Genomic DNA, 25,346 nt, shown 5'->3' with positions numbered 1-25,346 from the left:
AGAGCAAGGCGCTGTTGTGCCTTGCTCTTTTCGCATTGGCCAGTCGCAGCACTTTCGCTATGTTGCGGCGTTTTTCTCAGCCTGACCTTCGTCCCGTGACCCATGCTGCCCGTCTGCAAGCTACGCTCGACCTGATGCATGAGGTCGACACCACCCCGCGCCCGGCGGACGCTGTCGTCTCTGCCTGGTTTCGGTACCGGCGCCATATCGGCGACGCGGATCGCGGGCACATTTTCGAACTGCTCTATGCGCTGCTCCGGCACCATGCCCGCCTGGGCTGGTGGCTGGCACAGTACAATCGTCAGGACGTACCCCGCAATCGCCTGCTGGCCTGGCTTGTGCTGGGCGAGGGCAAGACGACGGAGCAGGTGCAACGCCTGTTCAACGGGGAAAAGTTCTGCCCAGCGGTGCTGAAGGAGAGTGAGCGGGCGTTGCTGACAAAGCTGCAGGGCTGCGCGATCGACGATGCCTCCATGCCAGACGCCGTGCGCTTCGAATGCCCTTCATGGGCGATGGATCCTCTGCGGCGCCGTTTCCAGGAGGCGTTCGAGCAGGAGATGGCGGCCATGCAGACACCCGCTCCGCTCGACTTGCGCGTCAACCCGATCAAGTCGACGCGCGAGGCGATGCTCAGTGATCTGCGGGCTCTTGGCCTCAAGCCGGAGGCATCACGCATGGCGCCGCATGGCATCCGCCTCAACGAACGGCTCTCGCTGGCCAAACTGCCGATGTTGAAGGAAGGCGAGGTCGAGATTCAGGATGAAGGCTCGCAGCTTGTCGCCATGCTGGTCGATGCGCGGCCGGGCGACCGGGTGGTCGACTTTTGCGCCGGCGCCGGTGGCAAGACGCTGGCCATTGCCGCGCAGATGGCCAACAAGGGCCATGTGATTGCCTGTGACGTGCTTGAGGGCCGTTTGAAGCGCGGGGCCGAGCGGTTCCGGCGGGCGGGGTTGCACAATATCCAGACCAAGCTGCTGGCCAGCGAAACGGATAAATGGGTGAAACGCCACAAGGGCGGTTTTGATCGCGTGCTGGTGGATGCGCCCTGCAGTGGCACCGGCACCTGGCGGCGCAATCCCGATGCCCGCTGGCGTCCCGAGGATGAGCAGGGCGTGGGGCATCTGGTGGCACTGCAGGCAAAGATTCTGGCGAGCGCAGCGCGGCTGGTGCGGCCTGGTGGACGGTTCGTCTACGCCACGTGTTCGCTTCTATCCGAGGAGAATGAGGAGCAGGTGGCTGCTTTCCTGGCCGCTCATCCCGACTTCAAGGTCCTGCCGCTGCGCGAGGCCGCGCCCGGCCTGCCTTCGGCCGATCCGTATTACCTGTCGTTGACGCCCGCACAGCACGATACGGACGGGTTCTTCGCGGCGGTCATGGTGCGGGAGACTTTGCCGGAATAGGGGGCTCGCGTGTCTGGCACGATCTCGCCACCGCACCGGACGGCACCTCCCCTTGATGTGGGAGGATGGAGGGGGTGAGAGCGCCCCGATATTGGGGTCAACCCCCTCCCTTGATCCCTCCCCACAGAGGGGGAGGGTGTCGACTGCACCATCGCTGACCACCGAAAGAAGAACCTTACTTCTTGAACAGCGGCACGCCCTTGGTGGTAAATTTCAGCGCCCGGCTATTGGGGCGAACCGGGCGCTTGACGCCGGCGGCCTTGCCCGTACCCGGCGGCTGGTAGTTCGGCACCAGTTGGTCGGGACGCGGGCCGATCAGGTCGGCGCGGCCCATTTCCTTGAGCGCATCGCGCAGCAGCGGCCAATTGTCCGGATCATGGTAGCGCAGGAAGGCCTTGTGCAGCCGGCGCTGCTTGGTGCCGCGCACGGTACCGACTTCGTCGCTGCCGCCACGCTTGACGCCTTTGAGCGTGTTGACGCCGGTGTGGTACATGGCGGTCGCGGTGGCCATGGGCGAAGGCAGGAAGGTCTGCACCTGATCAGCGCGATAGCGGTTCTTCTTGAGCCACAGCGCGAGGTTCATCATGTCCTCGTCGGTCGTGCCCGGATGCGCCGCGATGAAATACGGGATCAGGTAGTATTTCTTGCCGGCCTCGGCCGCCGCAGCGTCGAACATCTCCTTGAACTTGTCATAGGTGCCGATGCCGGGCTTCATCATCTTGTCGAGCGGGCCGCGCTCGGTGTGCTCGGGGGCGATCTTGAGATAGCCGCCGACGTGGTGGGTCACCAGTTCCTTGACATATTCCGGGCTGGTCACCGCGAGGTCGTAGCGCACCCCGGAGGCAACCATCACCTTCTTGACGCCCTTGGTCTCGCGCACCTTGCGATAGAGGCGGATGAGATCGTCGTGTGATGTGTTGAGGTTGGGGCAGATATTGGGGAACACGCAGGACGGCAGGCGGCAGGCCGCCTCGATCTTGGGATCCTTGCAAGCCATCCGGTACATGTTGGCCGTCGGGCCGCCGATATCGGAGATCACGCCGGTAAAGCCTGGCGTCTTGTCCTGGATCTGCTCGATTTCGCGCAGGATCGATGCCTCGGAGCGATTCTGGATGATGCGGCCTTCATGCTCGGTGATCGAGCAGAAGGTGCAGCCGCCGAAGCAACCGCGCATGATGGTGACCGAAAACTTGATCATGTCCCACGCGGGGATCTTTTCATCGCCGTAGGAGGGGTGGGGGGCTCGGGCATAGGGCAGGTCGTAAACCGCATCCATCTCGTCCGAAGTCAGCGGAATGGGCGGCGGATTGAGCCAGAGATCGCGGTCGCCGTGGCGCTGGACCAGCGGCCGGGCATTGCCGGGATTGGCCTCACGGTGGAGCACACGCGAGGCGCGGGCATAGGCCTCCTTGTCGTTCTCGACAGCTTCGAAGGCCGGCAGCCGGATCACGGTGTCGCCGCGGGTGCGGGTCGCGCCCTCGTCGTCGGAGTCGAGATCGTCGGCATGCAGCTCGGTGTAATGCTCGGGCACGCGGCGGAACAGCGCGACGCCTCTGACATCGTCGAGCTCGCGCACGCCTTCGCCGTCAGCCATGCGCCTGGCCACCTCTACGACCGCACGCTCGGCATTGCCATAGACCAGCAGATCGGCCTTGGCATCGGCCAGGATCGAGCGGCGCACCTTGTCGGACCAGTAGTCATAATGGGCGATGCGGCGCAGCGACGCCTCGATGCCGCCCAGCACGATCGGCACGTCCTTGTAGGCCTCGCGGCAGCGCTGGGTGTAGACGATGGTGCAGCGGTCCGGCCGCTTGCCGCCCTCGCCGCCCGCCGTATAGGCGTCGTCGTGGCGCAGTTTGCGATCGGACGTATAGCGGTTGACCATGGAATCGAGGTTGCCGCCGGTCACGCCGAAGAACAGCCTGGGCTTGCCAAGTGCCTTGAAAGGCTCGGCCGATTGCCAGTCGGGCTGCGAGATGATGCCGACCCGGAAGCCCTGGGATTCGAGCAGCCGGCCGATAATCGCCATGCCGAAGCTGGGATGATCGACGTATGCGTCGCCTGTTACCAGCACGATGTCGCATTCGTCCCAGCCGAGCGCATCCATCTCGGTGCGGCTCATGGGCAGGAACGGCGCTGCTGGTCGAGCGGCATGCATCGGGAGGCGCGACAGTGACGTCACGGCTTGCTGGGCGCTGGCTATGGTTTCCATGGTGGCGACGTATAGTCCGGTGCCGTGAAAAATTCAACCAAGCGGAAATTCGGGCCTGAATCGAACGCCCTTACGAAATCCTTATGCCGACCCTCAGCTTTCCATATGGCAATCTGACGGCGGTCAGGTCCACTGCATGAGCCTCATATCACGAGGCACGTCATGCTTGATTTCGCTTTCATCGCCCTTGGCGCCGGCACGTTGCTCGCCCTGGCGGCCTATGCCGCCGGGCTCAACCGGTTGTGAGCCCGGCCATGCTCATCATTTCCTTCATCATCGCGCTCGCGCTGGCCGTCTACCTCGTGGTGACGCTGTTGGCGCCCGAGCGCTTCTGACATCGGAGCCATCATGTCTCTATCAGGCTGGCTGCAGATCGGCTTCGTGCTGGTTGCGGTCCTGGTGCTGGTCAAGCCGCTGGGCCTCTACATGGCCAGCGTCTTTACCGGCAAACGCAATTTTCTTTCGCCCGTGCTCGGCCCCGTCGAGCGCGGATTTTACGCGCTCGCCGGTGTTCGGCCTGACAAGGAGCAGACATGGCTCGGCTATACGCTGAGTGTCCTGATCTTCAGCATCGTGGGCTTCATCGGGCTCTATGCCATCCTGCGCTTGCAGAATGTGTTGCCGCTCAATCCGCAGGGCTTTCCGGCGCTCTCGCCCGATCTGGCCTTCAACACGGCGGCGAGCTTCGTCACCAACACCAACTGGCAGAGTTATGGCGGCGAGACCACCATGAGCCATCTCAGCCAGATGCTTGGCCTGACGGTGCAGAACTTTGTGTCGGCGGCAACCGGCATCGCTGTCGCCATTGCCCTGACCCGTGCATTCATGCGCTCGGGCGTCAATGAGCTCGGCAATTTCTGGGTCGACCTGACGCGCGCTACGCTCTACGTGCTGCTGCCGCTGGCCATCGTCGTTGCGCTGGTCTTTGTTGCCATGGGCCTGCCGCAAAGTCTGGATGCCAGCTTTGTCGCCACCACCCTTGAAGGCGTGCAGCAGACCATCGCCACCGGACCGGTCGCGAGCCAGGAAGCGATCAAGCAGCTCGGGACCAATGGCGGGGGCTTCTTCAACGTCAACGCTGCCCATCCGTTCGAGAACCCGACGGCCTTCAGCAACTATCTCAATATCATCGCCATGCTCTCGGTATCGGCCGCACTGGTCTATGCCTTTGGCCAGATGGTGGGCAGCCGCCGGCAGGGCTGGGCGCTGATTTCGGTCACGGTCATCATGCTGGTCATCGGCACCGGGGCAATCTACTGGGCCGAGACCTTTGGCAATCCACTGCTGACCGCAGTCGGCGTCGATCCTTCCATGGGCAACATGGAGGGCAAGGAGGTCCGCTTCGGCCAGGCGATGAGTGCGCTCTATTCGGCGGTGACTACTGGTCTGTCGGATGGCGGCGTCAATGCCATGCATTCCTCGCTGACCCCCCTGGGTGGTCTGGTGCCGATGTTCCTGATCCAGCTGGGCGAAGTGCTGCCGGGTGGTGTTGGGTCGGGACTCTATGGCCTTGTCGTCTTCGCCATTCTCGCCGTTTTCGTGGCGGGGCTGATGGTCGGGCGGACGCCCGAATTCCTCGGCAAGAAGATCGAGGCGCGCGAGATGAAGCTGGCCATGCTGGCCATCCTCATCCTGCCGCTGACCATCCTGGGCTTCACTGCGGTCTCGGCCGTGGCCGAATTCGGCACCAGCTCGATCCTCACGCCCGGCCCCCATGGCCTCAGCGAAATCCTCTACGCCTATACCTCGGCGGCAGGGAACAACGGCTCGGCCTTTGGCGGCCTCACCGCCAATACGCCCTGGTACAATACCACGCTGGGCATCGCTATGCTGCTGGGGCGGTTTGCTTATCTCGTGCCGGTTCTGGCCATTGCCGGGGCGCTGGCGAAGAAGCCCCGCATCGCCGCGTCCTCGGGCACCTTCCCGACCGACCGGCCGCTGTTTGTCGGCCTGCTGATCGGCATCATCCTCATCCTGGGCGGGCTGCAATTCTTCCCCGCCCTGGCTCTCGGACCCATCGTCGAGCACTTCGTCATGCTTGCCGGCCAGAGCTTTTAGGAACATCCCATGTCCACCACAAAATCCATCTCCATGCTGGACCCGGCCATTCTCGTGCCGGCCCTGCGCGACGCCTTCATCAAGCTTGATCCCCGTCAGCTGGTGCGAAATCCGGTGATCTTCGTCACCGAGATCGTCGCCGTGCTCGTCACTGTGATCTTCGTGCAGGACCTGACGGGTGGCATCGACGCGGCTTTCTCCGGGCAGATCGCGCTCTGGCTCTGGTTCACCGTGCTCTTCGCCACCTTTGCCGAATCCGTCGCCGAAGGACGCGGCAAGGCGCAGGCTGAAAGCCTCAAGCGGGGCAAGTCGGACCTGTTTGCCAAGAAGCTGCTGTTTCCCGACCAGAAGGATAACCACGCCTGCGAAGTCATCTCTGCCACCACGCTCAAGGTTGGCGATATTGTCCTCGTCGAGGTCAACGACCTCATGCCCGGCGATGGCGAAGTCATTGAAGGCGTTGCTTCTGTCAACGAGAGCGCCATTACCGGCGAGTCCGCGCCGGTTATCCGCGAGGCCGGTGGCGATCGCTCAGCCGTGACCGGTGGCACGCAGGTCATCTCCGACTGGCTCAAAGTGCGCATCACCACCAAGCCCGGCGAGACCTTCGTCGATCGCATGATTGCGCTGATCGAAGGCGCCAAGCGGCAGAAGACGCCTAACGAGATCGCCCTGTCGATCCTGCTGAGCGGCCTGACGCTGGTGTTCCTGATCGCCGTTGTCACCCTCTATGGCCTCGCCGCCTATTCCGGTACTGACCTGTCCGTCGCCGTGCTGGCGGCTTTGTTGGTGACGTTGATCCCCACCACGATCGGCGGGTTGCTGTCGGCCATCGGCATTGCCGGCATGGACCGGCTGATCCGGTTCAACGTCATCGCCACCTCGGGCCGTGCCGTGGAAGCGGCCGGCGACGTCGATACGCTGCTGCTCGACAAGACCGGCACCATCACCTTCGGCAACCGCATGGCCTCCGAATTCCTGCCTGTGGCCGAGGTCAGCGAGAAAAATCTGGCTGAGGCAGTGCTACTGGCCAGCCTCAGCGACGAAACCGCCGAGGGCCGCTCCATCGTGGCGTTGGCCAAGGCGGATTTCGGGCTGACCGAGCCCAACCTTGCCGGCAAGGGCGCCACGACCATCGCTTTTTCGGCCCAAACCCGCATTTCGGGCATCGACCTCGACGGCCGTCGCATCCGCAAGGGTGCCGTGGATGCGGTGCTGAAATTCGTTGGCCTCGACAAGGCGCAGGCAGGTCCGGAATTCAACAAGGCCGTCGATGCCATTGCCCGCTCGGGCGGTACGCCGCTGGCCGTGGCCGAAGGCGAGCGCCTGTTGGGCGTGGTTCATCTCAAGGATGTGGTCAAGCCCGGCATCAAGGAGCGCTTCGCGGCCCTCCGCGCCATGGGTATCCGCACGGTGATGGTCACAGGCGACAACCCCATCACGGCGGCCGCCATTGCCTCGGAAGCCGGAGTCGATGACTTCCTGGCCGAGGCTACACCGGAGCAGAAGCTCGACTATATCCGCAAGGAACAAACCGGCGGCCGCCTGATCGCCATGTGTGGCGACGGCACCAATGACGCCCCCGCCTTGGCCCAGGCCGATGTCGGCGTCGCCATGCAGTCGGGCACGCAGGCGGCGCGCGAGGCCGGCAACATGGTCGACCTGGATTCCAGCCCAACCAAGCTCATCGAGATCGTCGAGATCGGCAAGCAGATCCTGATGACTCGCGGTGCCCTCACCACCTTCTCGATCGCCAATGACGTGGCCAAGTATTTTGCCATCATCCCGGCATTGTTCCTCGTCACCTATCCGGAGCTTGGCGCGCTCAACATCATGGGGCTCCATTCGCCGCAATCGGCGATCCTGTCGGCGGTGATCTTCAACGCCCTGATCATCGTGGCGCTGATCCCGCTGGCCCTGCGCGGCGTGAAATATCGCCCGGTCGGCGCCGCCGCGCTGCTGTCCCGCAACCTGCTCGTTTACGGCCTGGGCGGACTCATCGCCCCCTTCATCGGCATCAAGCTGGTGGATCTGGCGGTGACGGCTCTCGGTATCATCTAGGAGGTCGCAACCATGCTCGACCAAATTCGTCCCGCCATCGTTCTCACCGTGCTGCTCTCGGCCGTGACCGGCCTGGCCTATCCGCTTGCCATTACGGGTGCTGCGCAAGCGGCATTTCCGGGGCAGGCCAATGGCAGCCGAATCGAACGCGACGGCGTCACCATCGGATCCGACCTGATCGGGCAGAACTTCGCCCAGCCGGGCTATTTCTGGCCGCGTCCATCAGCTACTGGGCCAGACCCCTACAACGCTGCGGCTTCAAGCGGGTCCAACTACGGCCCGACCGACGCAAGGCTGATTGAGCGCGCCTCCGCCTCGGTCGAAGCGTTGGGCGGTGGAGTGGTGCCGGCTGACGGAGTGACCACTTCTGCCTCAGGTCTCGATCCTCATATCAGCCCGCAATATGCGGCCAGTCAGGTGGCGCGCGTTGCTACGGCTCGGGCTGTCGATCCCTCGGTTGTTGAAGGTGTGCTGGCAAGTGTGACGGAAGGCCCCGCCTTGGGTATATTCGGCGAACCGCGCGTCAACGTGCTGCGCCTCAACGTGGCGCTGGACGAGGCTGCGCCTAACGGGAACTGATATGGCCCGCCAGACCGAAACACAGAGGCCGGACCCAACCGCCCTGCTGCAGCTTGCCTCGAAGGAAAATCGCGGCAAGCTGACAGTGTTTCTGGGCGCTGCACCCGGTGTAGGGAAGACCTATGCCATGCTGGAGCGGGCAAGGGGCCTCAAGGCCAATGGCGTTGACGTTGTTATCGGTTTGGTTGAAACTCACGGTCGCAGCGATACGGCGCGACTTGCCGAAGACATTGAGGAGCTGCCGCGCCAGAACAATGGCGGGCCTTATGGCGAATTCGACCTCGATGCCGCTCTGGCGCGCCGTCCTGCTCTGCTGATCGTGGATGAACTGGCCCATACCAACGCGCCGGGCTCACGCCATCCCAAGCGCTATCAGGACATCGCCGAATTGGTCGGCGCCGGAATCGACGTCTGGACTGCGCTCAACATCCAGCATCTGGAAAGCCTGTCAGACCTGATCGCCCGCATTGCCGGCATCCCGGTGCGCGAGACGGTGCCCGATATCGTGCTCAAGACCGCCGACGAGGTGATCCTCGTCGATATTCCGCCCGCCGAACTGATCGCCCGGCTGCATGCCGGAAAGGTCTACATGCCTGACAACGCGCAGCGGGCGCTGGACGGCTTCTTCAAGCCCGCCACGCTGACCGCGCTGCGTGAGCTGGCCTTGCGCCGCGCCGCCGACCGGGTCGATGACCAGATGGTCGATTTCCTGCGCCAGAGCGCCGTGGAGGGCCCCTGGGCCACCGGCGAGCGCTTGCTGGTCTGCGTCGGGCCCGACCAGATGTCGGAAAGGGTGGTGCGCGTCGCCAGCCGCTTGGCCTCGGGGCTCAATGCTCGCTGGCTGGTCGTGTCGCTGACGCGCCCCGGCGCTCCGTTGCCAGAGCCTGCAGAGGCTGAACGGTTGGAAGAAACGCTGCGTCTGGCGGAGCGGCTGGGCGCTGAAACGCGCCGCGAAGCGGCGGGCGATTTTGTCGAGGCCATCCAGCGCATCGCCCGGCGCGAGCACATCACCCAGATCGTCATTGGTCGTCCGGCCGGTACGCACTGGTTCCGCCGCTCGCTGCCCGACGCCATCCTGCAGCAGGCGGGTGATATTGGGGTCCATGTCGTTCCTGGTGGTTCGGCGGCGGCAGCGCGGTCACCGCGCAAACGCGTCACCTTGCCCGAATGGGTATTGACGCTGGGCCTGCCGCTGGTCTCGGTTGGAGCCACGACGCTGTTCGGCCTGGGCATCAATGCGTTGATCGCGTTGCAGAACCTGTCCATGCTCTATCTGGCGGCGGTATTGCTTTCCGCCGTCATTGCCGGGCGCTTCTCGGCTCTGCTGGCTGCGATCCTGTCCTTTCTCGCCTACAACTTCTTCTTCATCGAACCGACCGGCGAACTGACCGTGGCGCAGCCACAGGAGGTGCTGTCGCTGGTCATTTTTATCGCCGTGGCATTGGCAGCAGGCCAGCTCGCGGCGCGACTGCGCGAACAGGTCGAACTCGCTCGCAGCCAGGCGCGGCAGAGCCAGTCCCTACTCGACTTTTCGCGCAAGCTCTCCGGTGCCCATGGCCAGGACAGCGTGCTTGACGCCATTGCCAGCCACCTCCATGCCAGCTTGGGCCGCCCGGCCGTGGTGCTGGTGCCCGACGACGCGGGCGAGCTCGATCTTGCCGCCGTCTGGCCGCCGGATCAGTCGCTTGATAGCACCGAACTGACCGCGGCCCGCTGGGCGTTCGAGAAGAGGGAGCCCGCGGGCTTCCTGACCGGTACGCTGCCGCAGGTGCGCTACCTGTTCCGTCCAGTGGTCTCGGCCCAGCGGCTGCTTGGCGTGGCTGGGCTGGTCATGGGGCCGGGGGACGCCCCGCTGCCACCGGATGACGACCGCACCTGGACAGCGTTGCTCGACCAGGCGGCCATCGCGCTCGATCGCGCCCGGCTTAGTCGCGAGAGTGCCCTGGCCTCGGTGGCGCGCGAAGGCGAGAAGGTCCAGGCAGCCTTGCTGTCGTCGTTGTCGCATGACCTGCGCACGCCACTAGCCTCGATCACCGGCGCGGTGACCACGCTGCGGCAACTGGGCGAAAAGATGCCGGCGGAAAGCCGGGACGACCTGCTGCTGTCCATCGAAGAGGAATCCGGTCGGCTGAACCGGTTTGTGGCCAACCTGTTCGACATGACACGCATCGAAGCGGGCATGATGAAGGCACGGCGCGATCCGATCGATGTTGCCACGATCATCGATGCCAGCGCTGCTCGAGCCCGCAAGGTGCATCCTGATCTGGTCATCGAGGTAAGCGTCGCTCAGGATTTGCCGCGGGCGCTGGGTGACGCCGCACTGCTTGAGCAGGTGTTGTTCAATTTGCTGGACAATGCCAGCAAATATGGCGGAGTGGGGCAGCCAGTGGCGGTCTATGCCCGCGAGGATGACGGCATCATGAGCATTTCGGTGACCGATCAGGGCAGGGGCATTCCGGAGGCCGATATCGAGCGCATCTTCGACAAGTTCTATCGCCGCGCCAAGGGCGATGGTCGCCCGGCCGGCACGGGTCTGGGCCTGTCGATTGCCCGGGGCCTGATGACGGCAATGGGCGGTTCGATCAAGGCGGTCAGCCCCGCTATGCGCAAGCGCGGTACACGGTTCACCCTGCGCCTGCCACTGGCCGGCAAGGGGGACTGATGCAGCCGCGTATTCTGGTCGTCGACGACGAGCCACAGATCCAGCGCTTTCTCCGGCCTGCGCTTACCGCCGCCGGCTTTGACGTCGAGACGGCCTCCACCGTGGCCGAGGCGAAGCGGCTTGCTGCGACCCGCGCACCGGCACTCATTGTGCTCGACCTTGGTCTGCCTGATGGCGACGGCAAGGATGTGATCGAGACGGTCCGCGCCTTCTCAGCCGTGCCGATCATCGTTCTGTCGGCCCGCGACCAGGAGGTTGAGAAGATCGCCGCGCTCGACCTGGGTGCAAATGACTATGTCGAAAAGCCATTCGGTATCGGCGAGTTGCTGGCCCGCATCCGCGTGGCATTGCGGCAGGCTGATTCAGCGCCGGTCACAGCAGGCAAGCGGGCCTTTGGCAGTATCGAGCTCGATATCGAGCATCGGCGGATCACGGTTGGTGGCGAGGAAGTTCACCTGACGCCCAAGGAGTTCGACCTGTTTTGCCTGTTGGCGGCAAATGCCGACCGCGTCGTTACGCACCGCCACGCTCTGACCGCCATCTGGGGTGCGGCGCATCAGGACGATGTGCAATATCTGCGCGTGGTGGTTGGGCAACTCCGGGGGAAGCTCGAGCGCGATCCCAAGGCTCCTACGCACCTGCTGAGCGAGCCGGGTGTCGGCTATCGCCTGGTCGAATAGGAATGCGCGGCGCTACTCTTCGTCGTCCTCGACATCAGTGAGATAAACCGAGATCTCGATGTCTATGCCGTGGGCTGCAATCGCCGCTGCGACATGGGCGGGCAGGCGAGCGGACATGGCTTCGCCGTGTTCCGGGTAGTCGAAGGCGAGATCCAGCACGGCCTTGCCGATGCGGCGGTCGTCCAGCATCGCCGCGATGGCCGGGCCCGATCGCTCCGCCAGCTCCAGCAGCGTCCGCACGGGGTTGGCCACTGGCACATCGACCTGCGCATAGAAGCTGCCCTCGGCATCCTCCGGCTCATAGCGGCTGCAGAGCTGCTTAAGGCCAGCATCGAGGGCATATTGGTCGAGGGTTACACCCGACAGGCGCAGTGCGATGGCGAAGGGCGCGAACTGGCTCATGCGGTCCGTCCGGCAGTGGCCGCGAACAGGGCGATGGCGGCGGCATTGGACACGTTCAGCGACTTGATCGGACCCGGCATGTCGAGCTTGACCATCTCGTCGCACAGTTCGCGGGTGCGCTGGCGCAGGCCCTTGCCCTCGGCGCCCATAACGATGGCGAGGGGTTGATCGTCTGTGCGCGGCTTGAGCTGATGTTCTGATTCGGAGTCAAAGCCCAGCACCAACATGCCGCGATCCTTGAGCTTCTGCAGCGCATCGCCCAGGTTTCGGACCTCGATCATCGGCACCAGGTCGAGTGCGCCGGAGGCCGATTTGGCCATTACGCCGGTCTCGCGCGGCGAGTGGCGGGCGGTTGTGATGACCGCATCGGCACCGAAGGCGCAGGCTGTGCGCAGGATGGCGCCGACATTGTGCGGATCGGTGATCTGGTCAAGCACCACCACCAGCCTGAGTGGCTTGATATCGTCTAGTCCAAACCGGCTTACTGGATCGACTTCGAGCGCTGCGCCCTGGTGAACGGCGTCATCGCCCAGCAGCTTGTCCAGCTCCTTGGGTGTGATCTCCTTGACCGGAACCTTGCCGATCTCGCCGGTTTCCTTCAGCCGCATCAGCGCGTTCGGCGTGGCCAGCAGCACCTTCTTGATGCGGTTCTTGTTGTCCAGCGCGGCACGCACCGTGTGCAGGCCATAAAGATAGACCGGCCCGGCATCGGGATCGTATTTCGGCTTGGGTGGGAATTTGTTGAAGCTCATGCGCGAGCCGTAGCGCCTTTGTACGAAAGCGGCAAGCGGCCGAGGGGGCAGGGCGCGTGAGGCTCGGTATTCGTTAAAATTGTCGACATGCGTTTTACCGCCCGGATGCATTCGTCTGGCAGATTGAACGCATGAGCCAGTTTGTGGAAAAACGCCGTCATCGGCGTCATACATCGAAGCTAAATGCCACGGCCGTCGCCGGTAGTGGCGGGCTGCTGCGGCTTGCGACGACCATCATCAACCTTTCCAGCAGCGGCGCTATGCTGGAGCTGGCTGACAGCTCGGCACTCACGGACACGGTGACCCTGCTTTATGGTCATTCCATCGAGCCCTGCACCGTAGTCTGGAAGCGCGACCGCTATGCCGGCGTGCGCTTTGACGCGCCGGCTCTGGGCAGCGCAGCCTGAAGCGCGATAGGCGCGGGGGCATGCCCACATCGTCCCGACCGAGGGGCCAAATCTGTGTAGCGTGGCTTTTGAGAAAAGCCCGCAATCACTGGTATGTGGGGTGTGCCCGAAGGGCCGTTGGTGGAGGGGACTGGATTCGAACCAGTGTACGCTAAGCGGTCAGATTTACAGTCTGATGGATTTAACCACTCTCCCACCCCTCCACTACAACGTCGCTTGGGTAGGACACGAAGCGCCGGGGCGCCGCGTTCGGGCGGTTTATGGTGGTCTGTGACAGGAGTGTCAACACCCCATAGGCAAAGCCCTGTAAAAAACCCGGCAGGTTAGCAAAAGTGGTTGTTGTGCCAACTGCTTGCCGATGCCGCCGCCGATCCGTCAGGGATTGGCTGCGGCCCACTTGGCTCGGATAAAGGCGATGGATTCGGCGAAGAGTGTTTCAAAATCGGGGAAGAGCGGTCGCCAGACACGGGTGGCTGCCGCCAGTTCCGGCAAACCGGCGCCGAAGGCCTCCAGCGTCACCCAGCCGTCGTAGCCGGTTGTCCGCACGGCGCTGAACACAGCGTCGAAGTCGATCTGGCCGCGGCCGGGAATACCACGATCGTTCTCCGAGACGTGCAGCACACCCATAGATGGACCAAGTGTCGCTATAGCGCGGGGCTGGCTCTGTTCCTCGATATGGGCGTGGAACGTATCATACATAATGCGACACGCCGGATGATCCACCAGGTCCAGATAGGCCCGTGCCTGTGCCATGGTGTTGAGAAAATAGGTTTCGAAGCGGTTGAGCGGCTCGATGCTCAGACAGACGCCACTGGCGCTGGCCCGTTCCGCCAGGGCGTGATGCGCTTCGGCGCCATAGCGCAACTCGTCCGCTGTCGGACCGGTCCCAGTGAAATGACCGATCGGTGCGTGGATCGGACCGCCCAGGCTTTCCGAGCCCAGTGCCAGCGCACAATCCAGCGCCCAATCGAGATGTTTTCGGCCGGCGGCCCGAATGTCGGGATCGTCGCTGACCGGATTGGCGTGACTGGATGGAATCACCGAGGTCGAAGTGCGCCGCAGGCCGATGGCATCGAGTTCGCGACCCAGCCAGCCGTAATGTTCCGGAGCACCGCGTAGCACCGGGATCTCGACCCCATCGTAGCCGAGGTCCTTCAGGTGGCGGATGATCGGCAGATGGTCCGCCTCGATGAAGCCGCTGAGGCACAGCAGATTGATGCCGACCTGCATTGTCGTCTCCAAGCTCTGCTGTCGGGAAGGGAAGTCTTTGGAGCGGGTAGCGGGAATCGAACCCGCATATTCAGCTTGGAAGGCTGCTGCTCTACCACTGAGCTATACCCGCCCGGTCGATGACCGACTGCACAGGCATTAGCCCGGCAGCGTTCGGCCTGCAACCCCAGATTGGATCAATCTGTCAGCCGCTGCGGTACAGCGGCAATACGCTGTTTCTAGCGGCTAGAGCCAGCCGGCGAGGATACCTACACCGCCCAGCGCAAAGCCGCCGCCGGCGACTTGCGCGGCTATCTTGCCGTAGCGCCCAACGATCCGCGAAACACCCAGTGCTGCGCCGATGCCGGCGAGGTGGAGCAGGGTGGTGGCCGCGATGAAGCCGAGCGCATAAGTTAGCCCGCCGGCATCTTCCGGCATTTCAGCGCCATGGGCATGGCCGTGAAAGATGGCGAAGACGCCCACGAGGCCCATCGCGGCTGCCGTCGGCATCGGCCGGCCAAGGGCGGCGGCGGCACCGATGACAACGCTCGAGAGCGCGATACCGAGTTCGACAAAAGGGACCTCGAACTGAGCGATGCCGAGGGCAAAGCCGATGACCATCATGCCAACAAAGCTCAGGGGCACGAGCAACAGCGCCCTTCCACCCAGCACAAAGGCAAAGACGCCGACGGCAACCATCGCCAGAACGTGGTCAATGCCGCCGATTGGGTGCGCGAAACCGTGGAAAAATCCGGCCGAATGGCCGACACCGGTATGAGCAAAAGCCGCAGTCGGGACGACAAGCAGGATGGCCAGGGCCAGCAAGAAACGCATCATATTCCTTCCGGGACTGCACCGTCCCCGATGTTGGTTCGGCGTCCGCCGAGGCTTCTCATACTCGCCCGCCATTTATTGGCCGGTGCCGATGATTTGTAAATGCCGACGCACCCTTGCGATCCATTCGAGCTGTCGATGCGTTGTGAATGTGGTAGCGCTTCGCCACCGCTCATTTTGGATCGTTCACCGTGCTCCTGATCATACTTCTTGTTTTGCTGCTGCTGCTCATTCAGGTCGGATTGCCTGGCCGCTACCTGACTGAACAGGTCGGCACCCAGGCGCAGATGGGGCCGCGCGACGACCTGCCCGAGCCGACCCGTGAACTGGCCCGTTCGCGCCGTGCCCTGGCGAACCTGCAGGAAACGCTGCCGATCTTCCTGACTCTAGCGATCCTGTCCATTGTGCTGGGCGAGCAAGGCTGGCTTTCACTGGCGGGCGCGGCCATCTACTTTCTGGCCCGGGCTTGCCACGTCTATTGCTACATGCGCGGGTTCAGCCCCTGGCGATCCTTGTGCTTTCTCGCCGGTCTCGTGGGCAATCTGTTGATGGCGATCCCGCTGCTGCCCCATCTGTGGAGCTAGTGGCTGAAGGGTCTTGCGAAACCGTGGCTTTGCCTTTAGACACGGCCTCGCCTGAAGGGGTTTAGCTCAGTTGGTAGAGCATCGGTCTCCAAAACCGAGGGTCGTGGGTTCGAGTCCCCCAGCCCCTGCCAGGCATCCAAAACCGAGGGTCGTGGGTTCGAGTCCCCCAGCCCCTGCCAGGCATTCCAAGATCATTTGGTGACGTCGTCGATCGGCTGGTAGTCGAGGTAGTCGCGCCCTGCTGCGTGGCTCCAGGCCGTGCCGCTGTTGTTGCTGACGCCGGAAACCAGGATCGCCCGCTTCGGCCAGTTGTCGGCTGGTGCGCGCAGTGCCCGTTGCAACAGATGGGCGAAGTCGCGGTTGGACAACCACATGCCGCGGAACCAGGTCATTGCGCGTTCGACTTCTTCTGCATCCGGCTGGCCCGGTCCGTGATTGGTGCCGCCGCCATTCGCGTTGATGGTCTCTGGGCGGTTTTCGCCGCGCTGCACCCAGCCAATGCGAATATTGACGCCGGTGAACTGGCCGTTGCTGGCGGTGGCTTTGGCCATAACAGCGCGCTCGCCAATCAGTTTGGAGCCGCCATAGGCTTGGGGGGTAATATATTGCCTGCCATCGAACATTCTGGTGCCGGGCATAGGCGGGGTGTCAGCGGTGAGTAACTCGCCTGCCGGCAGCGGCACGTCCTTGTAACCGCCCATGACGTGGTTGGACGATGCGAAGACGAACCGACAAGGCCGGTCGCCCACCCGATTGAGCAGGTTCAGGGTCATGTCGATGCTCTGGGCGGCCTCCGGCCAACTGGAATCGGGCCAGGGGTTCTGCGCGGCGAAGTGAACGATGGCGTCGGCCTCACCCACCACAGCGGTCCATCGCTTGTCCGTGGGGTCGCGCAAGTCGCCAACTATGGCCCGCAGCTTGCCGGCACTCTCCATCGGTTTGGGATCGATGCCGGTTATGCCCGAGCACCAGTCGGCGTCCTGCAGATGGGAAATGAGCTTGCTACCAAGATTGCCTGCGGCGCCAGTGACCAGAACGTGCACGTGATCCTCCCAGAACGGGAAGAGACTAGCAAATTCAGTCGGTCTGACGATGGTTAAGTTTGCCTGGGGCTACTCGGCCGCGACCGGCAGCTTTTCCAGGTGACGCGCCTTGAGCTTGTTGAGCTGGTGCGCCGCATGCGCGAGCAGGGCGGTGCGCACCTCGGCCGAGGCCACGTGACCAACATCGGCCTTCACCTTGAGGTCGAGGTGATATTTGGTGAGGTTACCCATGAAGCGTTCTTCGATGTGAACGCGGACGATGCCGGTGACGCGCCCCGCGATCGTTGCGTGCGGACCGTAGTACCGCACCTCGCAGGCCTTCACTTCGAATGACGTTCCACCCACGGCCAATGGCCTCCCCATGCCACCTTTTGGTCGCAATTGGATCAAATGCCATCGTCCAGTACGAATCAAGCGGGATTCACTGTCTTCTGCACTCTTCGTTAACGCGCAGACGAAGATGTGATCGAAACGGGTCTCCGACAAATTTTGGAGGTGCTGTTGCAATTGATCGGGAGTTTCTCTAGATACCCCAATTCCAGCCGTGCGGGATTCCTGCGCGGCCTTTGGTTTTGCACCAAAAGAGTAGATTCGCTGATGGCCCGTACCAACCCGATCACATTCCTGCAGCAAGTGCGGCAGGAGGTTTCCAAGGTTACCTGGCCAAGCCGGAACGAAGTCCTGATCTCAACGATCATGGTTCTCGTGCTGGTGGTTGCAGCAAGCCTGTTCTTTCTGGCGGCGGACCAGATCATCTCTTGGCTGGTCGGGTTGATGTTGTCGATCCGCGCTTAAGCGGTCTGGAACTGGATTATTAGGAGCGGCGACGCGGCATGGCCAAACGCTGGTATATCGTTCAGGCGTATTCGAACTTCGAGCGCAAGGTGGCGGAAGACATTCGCCAGAAGGTTGCGCAGAAGAAGCTCGAGCATCTGTTTGAAGACGTGATCGTGCCGACCGAAAAGGTCGTCGAGATCCGTCGCGGCCGCAAGGTCGACGCTGAGCGCAAGTTTTTCCCGGGCTATGTCCTGGTCAAGATGGATATGACCGATGAGGCATTCCACCTGATCAAGAATACGCCCAAGGTCACTGGTTTCCTCGGTTCGGACAACAAGCCGATGCCGATCTCGGAAAAGGAAGCCATGGCTATCCTGCAGCAGGTGCAGGAAGGCGTGGAGCATCCCAAGCCTTCCGTCTCGTTCGAAGTGGGCGAGAATGTGCGCGTGTCGGACGGTCCCTTCGCCAGCTTCAATGGCGTGGTGGAAGAGGTCGACGAGGAACGCGCCCGCCTCAAGGTGGAAGTGTCGATTTTCGGGCGTCCCACTCCGGTGGAGCTCGAATACGGTCAGGTCGAAAAGGTCTGACCAAAACATTCGGTCTCGGCCGAGTGAAGGACTGTGGAAGAGGATGGTGCACTGCCAGCGCCAGCTACACCTCAGACCACGGTGTCTAGCCAGCTTTAACTAGTTGGCGCCTAACCGGCCGATAGTGGCCATTGATAGGAGACGAAATTGGCAAAGAAGATCGTTGGCTACGTAAAGCTGCAGGTGGCGGCCGGTTCCGCTACCCCATCCCCGCCGATCGGCCCAGCACTGGGTCAGCGCGGTCTGAACATCATGGAATTCTGCAAGGCGTTCAATGCCGCCACGCAGGAAATGGAAAAGGGTTCGCCCATTCCAGTCGTGATCACCGCCTATGCCGACAAGAGCTTCACCTTCGAGATGAAGCAGCCGCCGGTCACCTACTTCATCAAGAAGGCCGTCAACCTCAAGTCGGGCAGCAAGCTGCCGGGCAAGGAATCGGCTGGCACCATCACGGTCGCCCAGCTGCGCGATATCGCGCAGAAGAAGATGAAGGATCTCAACGCCGACAATATCGACGCTGCTGTGTCGATGATCGCCGGCTCTGCCCGTTCCATGGGCATTCAGGTCGAGGGCTGATTGAATGGCACACGTCGGTAAGAAGATCACCAAGGCCCGCGAGGGCATCGACCGCAACAAGCTGTACAAGCTCGATGAAGCCATCAAGATGGTGAAGTCGCGCGCCTCGGCCAAGTTCGACGAAACCATCGAAATCGCCATCAATCTTGGCGTCGATCCGCGTCACGCCGACCAGATGGTCCGTGGCGTGGTGAACCTGCCCAACGGCACTGGCAAGACCGTGCGCGTTGCGGTGTTCGCCAAGGATGCCAAGGCTGATGAGGCCCGCAAGGCCGGTGCTGATATCGTTGGCGCCGAAGACCTGATGGAACAGATCCAGGCTGGCAAGATTGATTTTGATCGCTGCATTGCCACCCCGGACATGATGCCGCTGGTCGGCCGTCTCGGTAAGATCCTGGGCCCGCGCAACCTGATGCCGAACCCCAAGGTCGGTACGGTTACCCCCGACGTTGCTGGTGCCGTCAAGGCTGCCAAGGGCGGCGCCGTGGAGTACCGCGTCGAGAAGGCCGGTATCCTGCATGCTGGTGTTGGCAAGGTTTCCTTCTCGGAAGAAGCCCTGCTGCAGAACATCAAGGCGTTCACCGACGCCGTGCAGAAGTCCAAGCCTGCTGGCGCCAAGGGCACCTACGTGAAGCGCGTTGCCGTGTCTTCGACCATGGGCCCGGGCGTGCACGTGGAGCCGGCTTCGGCTTTCTAAGAATTTCGGGCGGCCGCAAGCCGCCCGGATTGCCTTCCGCAAGGAGGGTAAAGTCCTGTCCGAGACTGCCGGTGCTGATCGATCTGGTTCAGCTTAATGTCCACCGACGCCAGCATAGATGGGGTGAAGACCGAAATTTTCCTGTCCGAAAGGGCAGGGTGATCGCGGTTCGAACCAGGCCAGTTGCCCTCGGGCAGCACGGTTGACAGGCATGTAACCGTTGCTCCTCTCCTTTCTCCGGAGAGTAGGGGGCAGCAATTGGCAATGGCCCGACTGACTATTGTCGGGCTCAATGTGGAGACTAGCAGTGGAAAGAGCGGAAAAGCGTGAGCTTGTCGCATCGCTTCAGTCAGCCCTCTCGGGCGCTGGATCGATCGTCCTCGCGCAGAATGCCGGTCTGACCGTCGCCAATCTGGAATCGCTTCGCCGTGAGGTGAAGGGTGCCGGTGGCTTCGTGAAGATCGCAAAGAACCGTCTTGCCAAGCTTGCTCTTAAAGAAACCGATCACGCGGACATTTCGGCCCTGTTTACCGGGCCGATCGTCATCGCTTATGCGGCCGACCCCATGACTGCGCCCAAGATCGCGCAGAAATTCGCCGACAAGAACGCGAAGTACGTCGTTCTTGGTGGCGCCATGGGCAAGACCGCTCTTGACGCAAATAACGTCAAGGCGCTGGCGACCATGCCTTCGCTCAACGAACTGCGCGCAACGCTCGCCGGGATGCTCAAGCAGCCCGCGACCCGTATCGCGTCGGTCATCGTGGCGCCGGCCGGTGGTATTGCGCGCGTGTTGGCCGCTCACGCGGAAAAGAGCAACGAAGCAGCGTAACCCCATGGCTCCATTTGGAGCCGGTTTGAACTGAACACCTTAAGAGAGAGATTTATCAAATGGCTGATCTCGCCAAGATCGTAGACGACCTGTCTGCCCTGACCGTTCTGGAAGCTTCCGAACTGTCGAAGATGCTGGAAGAGAAGTGGGGCGTTTCCGCCGCTGCTCCTGTTGCTGCTGCCGGCCCTGCTGCCGCTGCTGCTGCTCCGGCTGAAGAAAAGACCGAATTTGACGTGATCCTTGTTTCGTTCGGCGAAAACAAGATCAACGTCATCAAGGAAGTCCGCGCCATCACCGGTCTGGGCCTCGGCGAAGCCAAGGCACTGGTCGAAGCTGCTCCCAAGGCTGTCAAGGAAGGTGCCAACAAGGCCGAATCCGCTGACATCAAGGCAAAGCTGGAAGCTGCCGGCGCCAAGGTCGAACTCAAGTAATTTCGACTTAGGTCTTGAACTTTGCGAAATGGCGCTTTATGTGCCATTTCGCTGTTTCGTTTTCACGAGACGATTCGCCGGACCGATTGGATGGGTCCATGGCGGCAATTTGCGGAATATATGACGATTTCGATGTCTGAGGCACGCTGACGTTCCTGAGCCCTATGGTTGTTTGACCATGGGGTGTTTGACGTTTTCTGGCCCGCCTTCCCTTGGTTCTGGGAGGTTCACAGGCATCGCCGAGCCTGAGTTGTTACTGCCTATAAAAGGGCAAATATCCCGAGACCCGACGGCTGATAGTCGGATTTTTGGATATCTGCCTCCGAGACAAATCGCAAAGAAACAGGAGCTTTCATGGCTACCACGTTCAACGGCCGCCGCAAGGTACGCAAGTCCTTCGGTTCCATTCGCGAAGTCACGGAGATGCCCAACCTGATCGAGGTCCAGAAGGCCTCCTATGATCAGTTCCTCCTCGTTGACGAGCCCAAGGGTGGCCGTCCCGATGAAGGGCTTCAGTCCGTCTTCCGTTCGGTTTTCCCGATCACCGACTTTTCCAACACTGCTTCTCTCGAATTCGTGAAGTACGAGTTCGAGCAGCCCAAGTATGACATCGAAGAGTGCCGTGCGCGCGACATCACGTTCGCTGCCCCGCTCAAGGTGACGCTTCGCCTGATCGTGTTCGAAGTGGACGAAGAAACCGGCGCCCGCTCCGTCAAGGACATCAAGGAGCAGGACGTCTATATGGGCGACATGCCCTTCATGACGTCGAACGGCACCTTTATCGTCAACGGCACCGAGCGCGTCATCGTTTCGCAGATGCATCGTTCGCCGGGCGTGTTCTTCGATCACGACAAGGGCAAGACCCATTCGTCGGGCAAGCTGCTGTTTGCCGGCCGTATCATTCCGTACCGCGGCTCGTGGCTCGATATCGAGTTCGATGCCAAGGACGTGGTGTTCGCCCGTATCGACCGTCGCCGCAAGATCCCGGTCACGAGCCTGCTCAAGGCCCTCGGCATGGATACCGAAGAGATCCTCGCGACCTATTACAACACCCTCACCTTTGAGAAGACGGCGACCGGCTGGCAGAAGCCGTACGACGCCGAGAAGATGAAGAATGCCAAGCCGAGCCATGACCTGATCGATGCCAAGACCGGCAAGGTCGTGCATGAAGCCGGCAAGAAGCTGTCGGCTCGCCAGGCCAAGAAGCTGGCCGAAGACGGCCTGACGCACCTGCTGGCGGTCAATGAAGACCTCTATGGCATGTATGTCGCCGAGGACCTGATCAACCTCAAGACCGGCGAGGTCTATATGGAGGCAGGCGACGAGCTCGACGAAAAGACCCTGACCAAGATGATGGATCTGGGCTTCGACGAACTGCCGATCCTCGACATCGATCACATCTCGATCGGTGGCTATATCCGCAACACGCTGGCTGTGGACAAGAACGAGTCGCGTGAAGACGCGCTGTTCGACATCTACCGCGTCATGCGCCCCGGCGAGCCGCCGACCGTCGATACCGCCGAAGCCATGTTCCAGTCGCTGTTCTTCGACAGCGAGCGCTATGACCTGTCTGCGGTCGGTCGCGTCAAGATGAACATGCGCCTCGAGCTCGATGCGCCGGACACCATGCGCACCCTGCGCAAGGAAGACATCGTCGAGGTCGTCCGCACCCTCGTCGACCTCCGCGATGGCCGTGGCGAAATCGACGACATCGACAACCTCGGCAACCGTCGTGTTCGCTCCGTCGGCGAACTGATGGAAAACTCCTATCGCCTTGGCCTGCTCCGCATGGAACGCGCCATCAAGGAGCGTATGTCGTCGGTCGAAATCGACACCGTGATGCCGCAGGACCTGATCAACGCCAAGCCGGCTGCTGCCGCTGTGCGCGAATTCTTCGGCTCGTCGCAGCTCAGCCAGTTCATGGATCAGACCAATCCGCTCTCGGAAATCACCCACAAGCGTCGTCTGTCTGCGCTTGGGCCGGGTGGTCTTACGCGCGAGCGTGCGGGCTTCGAAGTCCGCGACGTGCATCCTACGCACTACGGCCGTATCTGCCCGATCGAGACGCCGGAAGGCCCGAATATCGGTCTGATCAACTCGCTGTCGACCTTTGCTCGTGTCAACAAGTACGGTTTCATCGAGACCCCGTACCGCAAGATCGTGGACGGCGTGCTGACCACCGATGTGGTCTACCTCTCCGCCATGGAAGAGGCCAAGCACTACGTCGCCCAGGCCAACGTGGAGTTCAACAAGGACGGCACGCTGATGCACGACCTGGTTGTGGCTCGCCATGCCGGCGACAACGGCCTGACGCCCAAGGAAAACGTCGATCTGATGGACGTTTCGCCCAAGCAGATGGTGTCGGTTGCCGCTTCGCTGATCCCGTTCCTTGAGAACGACGACGCCAACCGTGCTCTGATGGGCTCGAACATGCAGCGTCAGGCTGTGCCGCTGCTGCGCGCTCATGCGCCGTTTGTCGGTACCGGCATGGAAGCTGTTGTGGCTCGTGACTCGGGCGCCGCTATCGTGGCCAAGCGCAAGGGCATCGTCGACCAGGTGGACGCCACCCGTATCGTTATCCGCGCAACGGAAGAAACGGATGCGTCGCGTTCGGGCGTGGACATCTACAACCTGATGAAGTTCCAGCGGTCGAACCAGTCGACCTGCATCAACCAGCGTCCGCTGGTTGTGGTTGGCGATCACGTCAACCAGGGCGACATCATCGCCGACGGTCCGTCGACCGAGCTGGGTGACCTGGCTCTGGGCCGCAACGTGCTCGTCGCGTTCATGCCCTGGAATGGCTACAACTTCGAAGACTCGATCCTGCTGTCTGAAAAGATCGCCATGAACGACGTCTTCACCTCGATCCATATCGAGGAATATGAAGTGATGGCCCGCGACACCAAGCTTGGTCCTGAGGAAATCACCCGCGACATTCCGAACGTTTCGGAAGAAGCGCTGAAGAACCTCGACGAAGCCGGTATCGTTCATATCGGTGCCGAAGTCGCACCGGGCGATATCCTAGTCGGCAAGATCACCCCTAAGGGTGAATCGCCGATGACGCCGGAAGAAAAGCTCCTCCGCGCCATCTTCGGCGAGAAGGCCTCTGACGTTCGTGACACCTCCCTGCGCGTGCCGCCGGGCGATGCTGGTACTGTCGTTGAAGTGCGCGTGTTCAATCGCCACGGCATCGACAAGGACGAGCGCGCCATGGCTATCGAGCGCGAGGAAATCGAGCGTCTGGCCAAGGACCGTGATGACGAACAGTCGATCCTCGACCGTAACGTCTATGCGCGTCTCAAAGAGATGCTGTTCGGCAAGGCCGCTACGGCTGGCCCGAAGGGCTATGTCGTGGGCACCAAGCTCAACGACCAGATGTTCGAGGCTCAGCCCCGTTCGAAGTGGTGGCAGTTCGCGGTCGATGACGACAAGGTCATGACCGAGATGGAAGCGCTTCATGCTCAGTATGAAGAGAGCCGTCGTCTGCTCGAGCAGCGCTTCATCGACAAGGTGGACAAGCTGCAGCGCGGTGACGAACTTCCGCCGGGCGTGATGAAGATGGTCAAGGTCTTCATCGCTACCAAGCGCAAGATCCAGCCGGGCGACAAGATGGCCGGCCGTCACGGTAACAAGGGCGTGGTTTCGCGCATCGTTCCCGTGGAAGACATGCCGTACCTGGAAGACGGTACGTCGGTCGACATCGTGCTGAACCCGCTGGGCGTGCCGTCCCGCATGAATGTGGGCCAGATTCTCGAGACTCACCTGGGCTGGGCTTGCGCCGGCATGGGCAAGAAGATCGACGAGATGGTCCGCATCTACCAGCGCGATGGCAACCTCAAGCCGCTCCGCAAGGAAATTGGCGAGCTGTTTGCTGGTGACGAGTCGGTTACCGATCTCGACGATGACGGCCTTGTCCGCCTCGGCGAACACCTGTCCAAGGGCGTGTCGATCGCGACCCCGGTGTTCGACGGCGCCAAGGAAGCCGACATTGTCGTCATGCTGGAACGCGCGGGCCTCAAGGCTTCTGGCCAGTCGACCGTCTATGACGGCCGTTCGGGCGAGCAGTTCGATCGTCAGGTGACGGTTGGGTATATCTATATGCTCAAGCTCGACCACCTTGTGGACAACAAGATCCACGCCCGCTCGATCGGCCCGTACTCGCTGGTCACCCAGCAGCCGCTGGGCGGCAAGGCCCAGTTCGGCGGTCAGCGCTTCGGCGAGATGGAAGTGTGGGCTCTGGAAGCCTATGGCGCTGCTTATACGCTCCAGGAAATGCTTACCATCAAGTCGGACGACGTGGCTGGCCGTACCAAGGTCTACGAGTCCATCGTGCGCGGCGACGATACGTTCGAGCCGGGCATCCCAGAGAGCTTCAACGTTCTGGTCAAGGAAATCCGTTCGCTCGGTCTCAATGTCGAACTCGACATGCGGGACCTCGAGGACGGTTCGTCCAAGGCCGAAGCGGAGCTCGCACCTCCTCAGGAAGCGGCGGAATAATCCGGCACTTCCTACCCCCATTCACTTCCTGACGGAGCGGGCCCAGTGGCCCCTCCGGATGGAAAGAGG

The 25,346-nt window shown here is 62.1% G+C and carries 23 protein-coding genes and 3 tRNA genes; 17 read left to right on the top strand and 9 right to left on the bottom strand.

What is annotated here, in order from left to right; genetic code table 11:
- Window positions 1-95 precede the first annotated feature (95 nt).
- On the top strand, window positions 96-1,400 hold the full coding sequence (locus IM737_RS03830; RefSeq protein ID WP_236898456.1) for an RsmB/NOP family class I SAM-dependent RNA methyltransferase: 1,305 nt from the start codon (window positions 96-98) through the stop codon (window positions 1,398-1,400).
- A 175-nt stretch (window positions 1,401-1,575) separates the two neighbouring features.
- On the opposite strand, the gene IM737_RS03825 is transcribed toward IM737_RS03830, so the two are convergent.
- Entirely contained in the window at window positions 1,576-3,558 is a 1,983-nt protein-coding gene (locus tag IM737_RS03825) for a YgiQ family radical SAM protein (RefSeq protein WP_442874188.1), read from the bottom strand.
- Between the two features lie 296 nt (window positions 3,559-3,854).
- Between IM737_RS03825 and kdpF the strand changes: the two genes are divergently transcribed.
- The 6 genes from kdpF to IM737_RS03795 are packed head-to-tail and all read left to right on the top strand — an operon-like array spanning window position 3,855 to window position 11,652.
- The gene (gene kdpF / locus IM737_RS03820) at window positions 3,855-3,947 is read left to right on the top strand and encodes a K(+)-transporting ATPase subunit F (protein WP_236898454.1); all 93 of its coding nucleotides are present in this window, start codon (window positions 3,855-3,857) and stop codon (window positions 3,945-3,947) included.
- Between the two features lie 13 nt (window positions 3,948-3,960).
- The gene (kdpA, locus tag IM737_RS03815; protein ID WP_236898453.1) at window positions 3,961-5,670 is read left to right on the top strand and encodes a potassium-transporting ATPase subunit KdpA; all 1,710 of its coding nucleotides are present in this window, start codon (window positions 3,961-3,963) and stop codon (window positions 5,668-5,670) included.
- A 9-nt stretch (window positions 5,671-5,679) separates the two neighbouring features.
- Window positions 5,680-7,731, top strand: a complete 2,052-nt coding sequence (gene kdpB / locus IM737_RS03810) for a potassium-transporting ATPase subunit KdpB (RefSeq protein WP_236898452.1) — start codon at window positions 5,680-5,682, stop codon at window positions 7,729-7,731.
- 12 nt (window positions 7,732-7,743) lie between these two features.
- Complete coding sequence (gene kdpC / locus IM737_RS03805; RefSeq protein ID WP_236898450.1) at window positions 7,744-8,310, top strand: potassium-transporting ATPase subunit KdpC; 567 nt, start codon at window positions 7,744-7,746, stop codon at window positions 8,308-8,310.
- A 1-nt stretch (window position 8,311) separates the two neighbouring features.
- Entirely contained in the window at window positions 8,312-10,972 is a 2,661-nt protein-coding gene (locus IM737_RS03800) for an ATP-binding protein (RefSeq protein WP_236898449.1), read from the top strand.
- A complete protein-coding gene (locus tag IM737_RS03795) occupies window positions 10,969-11,652 on the top strand; it encodes a response regulator (RefSeq protein ID WP_236899854.1) in 684 nt (227 codons plus the stop codon). Before IM737_RS03800 ends, IM737_RS03795 begins: the two co-directional genes overlap by 4 nt.
- Before the next feature lie 12 nt (window positions 11,653-11,664).
- On the opposite strand, the gene IM737_RS03790 is transcribed toward IM737_RS03795, so the two are convergent.
- Both IM737_RS03790 and rlmB read right to left on the bottom strand, forming a co-directional pair.
- The gene (locus IM737_RS03790) at window positions 11,665-12,054 is read right to left on the bottom strand and encodes a hypothetical protein (protein ID WP_236898448.1); all 390 of its coding nucleotides are present in this window, start codon (window positions 12,052-12,054) and stop codon (window positions 11,665-11,667) included.
- Window positions 12,051-12,806, bottom strand: coding sequence for a 23S rRNA (guanosine(2251)-2'-O)-methyltransferase RlmB (gene rlmB / locus IM737_RS03785; protein WP_236898447.1), 756 nt, complete (start codon window positions 12,804-12,806; stop codon window positions 12,051-12,053). Before rlmB ends, IM737_RS03790 begins: the two co-directional genes overlap by 4 nt.
- A 131-nt stretch (window positions 12,807-12,937) precedes the next feature.
- On the opposite strand from rlmB, the gene IM737_RS03780 reads away from it, so the two are divergent.
- Window positions 12,938-13,213, top strand: a complete 276-nt coding sequence (locus IM737_RS03780) for a PilZ domain-containing protein (RefSeq protein WP_236898446.1) — start codon at window positions 12,938-12,940, stop codon at window positions 13,211-13,213.
- A gap of 118 nt (window positions 13,214-13,331) precedes the next feature.
- Here IM737_RS03780 and IM737_RS03775 read toward each other — a convergent pair.
- From IM737_RS03775 to IM737_RS03760, 4 genes are all read right to left on the bottom strand, one after another.
- Window positions 13,332-13,416, bottom strand: a tRNA-Tyr gene (locus tag IM737_RS03775).
- A 172-nt stretch (window positions 13,417-13,588) separates the two neighbouring features.
- On the bottom strand, window positions 13,589-14,443 hold the full coding sequence (locus IM737_RS03770) for a sugar phosphate isomerase/epimerase family protein (protein ID WP_236898445.1): 855 nt from the start codon (window positions 14,441-14,443) through the stop codon (window positions 13,589-13,591).
- Window positions 14,444-14,481: 38 nt separating this feature from the next.
- Window positions 14,482-14,555: transfer RNA gene (locus tag IM737_RS03765), tRNA-Gly, on the bottom strand.
- Between the two features lie 113 nt (window positions 14,556-14,668).
- A complete protein-coding gene (locus IM737_RS03760) occupies window positions 14,669-15,259 on the bottom strand; it encodes a HupE/UreJ family protein (protein WP_442874169.1) in 591 nt (196 codons plus the stop codon).
- 188 nt (window positions 15,260-15,447) lie between these two features.
- Here IM737_RS03760 and IM737_RS03755 point away from each other — a divergent pair, with 188 nt between their 5' ends.
- Both IM737_RS03755 and IM737_RS03750 read left to right on the top strand, forming a co-directional pair.
- Window positions 15,448-15,840: an MAPEG family protein gene (locus IM737_RS03755; protein WP_236898444.1), complete on the top strand. Its 393-nt coding sequence runs from the start codon at window positions 15,448-15,450 to the stop codon at window positions 15,838-15,840.
- A 55-nt stretch (window positions 15,841-15,895) separates the two neighbouring features.
- Window positions 15,896-15,971: transfer RNA gene (locus IM737_RS03750), tRNA-Trp, on the top strand.
- Between the two features lie 60 nt (window positions 15,972-16,031).
- On the opposite strand, the gene IM737_RS03745 is transcribed toward IM737_RS03750, so the two are convergent.
- On the bottom strand, window positions 16,032-16,883 hold the full coding sequence (locus tag IM737_RS03745) for an NAD-dependent epimerase/dehydratase family protein (protein WP_236898443.1): 852 nt from the start codon (window positions 16,881-16,883) through the stop codon (window positions 16,032-16,034).
- A gap of 69 nt (window positions 16,884-16,952) precedes the next feature.
- On the bottom strand, window positions 16,953-17,228 hold the full coding sequence (locus IM737_RS03740; RefSeq protein ID WP_236898441.1) for a hypothetical protein: 276 nt from the start codon (window positions 17,226-17,228) through the stop codon (window positions 16,953-16,955).
- Between the two features lie 249 nt (window positions 17,229-17,477).
- On the opposite strand from IM737_RS03740, the gene secE reads away from it, so the two are divergent.
- The 7 genes from secE to rpoB all read left to right on the top strand — a co-directional run bounded on the left by secE (window position 17,478) and on the right by rpoB (window position 25,277).
- Complete coding sequence (gene secE, locus IM737_RS03735; protein WP_236899852.1) at window positions 17,478-17,678, top strand: preprotein translocase subunit SecE; 201 nt, start codon at window positions 17,478-17,480, stop codon at window positions 17,676-17,678.
- Window positions 17,679-17,716: 38 nt separating this feature from the next.
- On the top strand, window positions 17,717-18,247 hold the full coding sequence (gene nusG / locus IM737_RS03730) for a transcription termination/antitermination protein NusG (RefSeq protein WP_108459080.1): 531 nt from the start codon (window positions 17,717-17,719) through the stop codon (window positions 18,245-18,247).
- Window positions 18,248-18,394: 147 nt separating this feature from the next.
- Window positions 18,395-18,823: a 50S ribosomal protein L11 gene (gene rplK / locus IM737_RS03725; RefSeq protein ID WP_236898439.1), complete on the top strand. Its 429-nt coding sequence runs from the start codon at window positions 18,395-18,397 to the stop codon at window positions 18,821-18,823.
- A 4-nt stretch (window positions 18,824-18,827) separates the two neighbouring features.
- Window positions 18,828-19,520 carry a 50S ribosomal protein L1 gene (gene rplA / locus IM737_RS03720; protein ID WP_236898437.1) on the top strand — a complete coding sequence of 231 codons (693 nt, stop codon included), beginning with the start codon at window positions 18,828-18,830 and terminating at the stop codon, window positions 19,518-19,520.
- Window positions 19,521-19,827: 307 nt separating this feature from the next.
- Window positions 19,828-20,349 (top strand): 50S ribosomal protein L10, encoded by a 522-nt coding sequence (gene rplJ / locus IM737_RS03715; RefSeq protein ID WP_236898435.1) that lies wholly within the window; start codon window positions 19,828-19,830, stop codon window positions 20,347-20,349.
- Window positions 20,350-20,408: 59 nt separating this feature from the next.
- Window positions 20,409-20,780 carry a 50S ribosomal protein L7/L12 gene (rplL, locus tag IM737_RS03710; RefSeq protein WP_236898434.1) on the top strand — a complete coding sequence of 124 codons (372 nt, stop codon included), beginning with the start codon at window positions 20,409-20,411 and terminating at the stop codon, window positions 20,778-20,780.
- 354 nt (window positions 20,781-21,134) lie between these two features.
- Window positions 21,135-25,277, top strand: a complete 4,143-nt coding sequence (gene rpoB / locus IM737_RS03705; RefSeq protein ID WP_236898433.1) for a DNA-directed RNA polymerase subunit beta — start codon at window positions 21,135-21,137, stop codon at window positions 25,275-25,277.
- Window positions 25,278-25,346: the final 69 nt, after the last annotated feature.

The sequence above is a fragment of the Devosia sp. SL43 genome (assembly GCF_021729885.1).
In the GTDB taxonomy this organism is placed as follows: Bacteria; Pseudomonadota; Alphaproteobacteria; order Rhizobiales; family Devosiaceae; genus Devosia.
The sequence above is the reverse complement of the archived record's forward strand: the minus strand, read 5'-3'. Positions and strand labels throughout refer to the sequence as shown.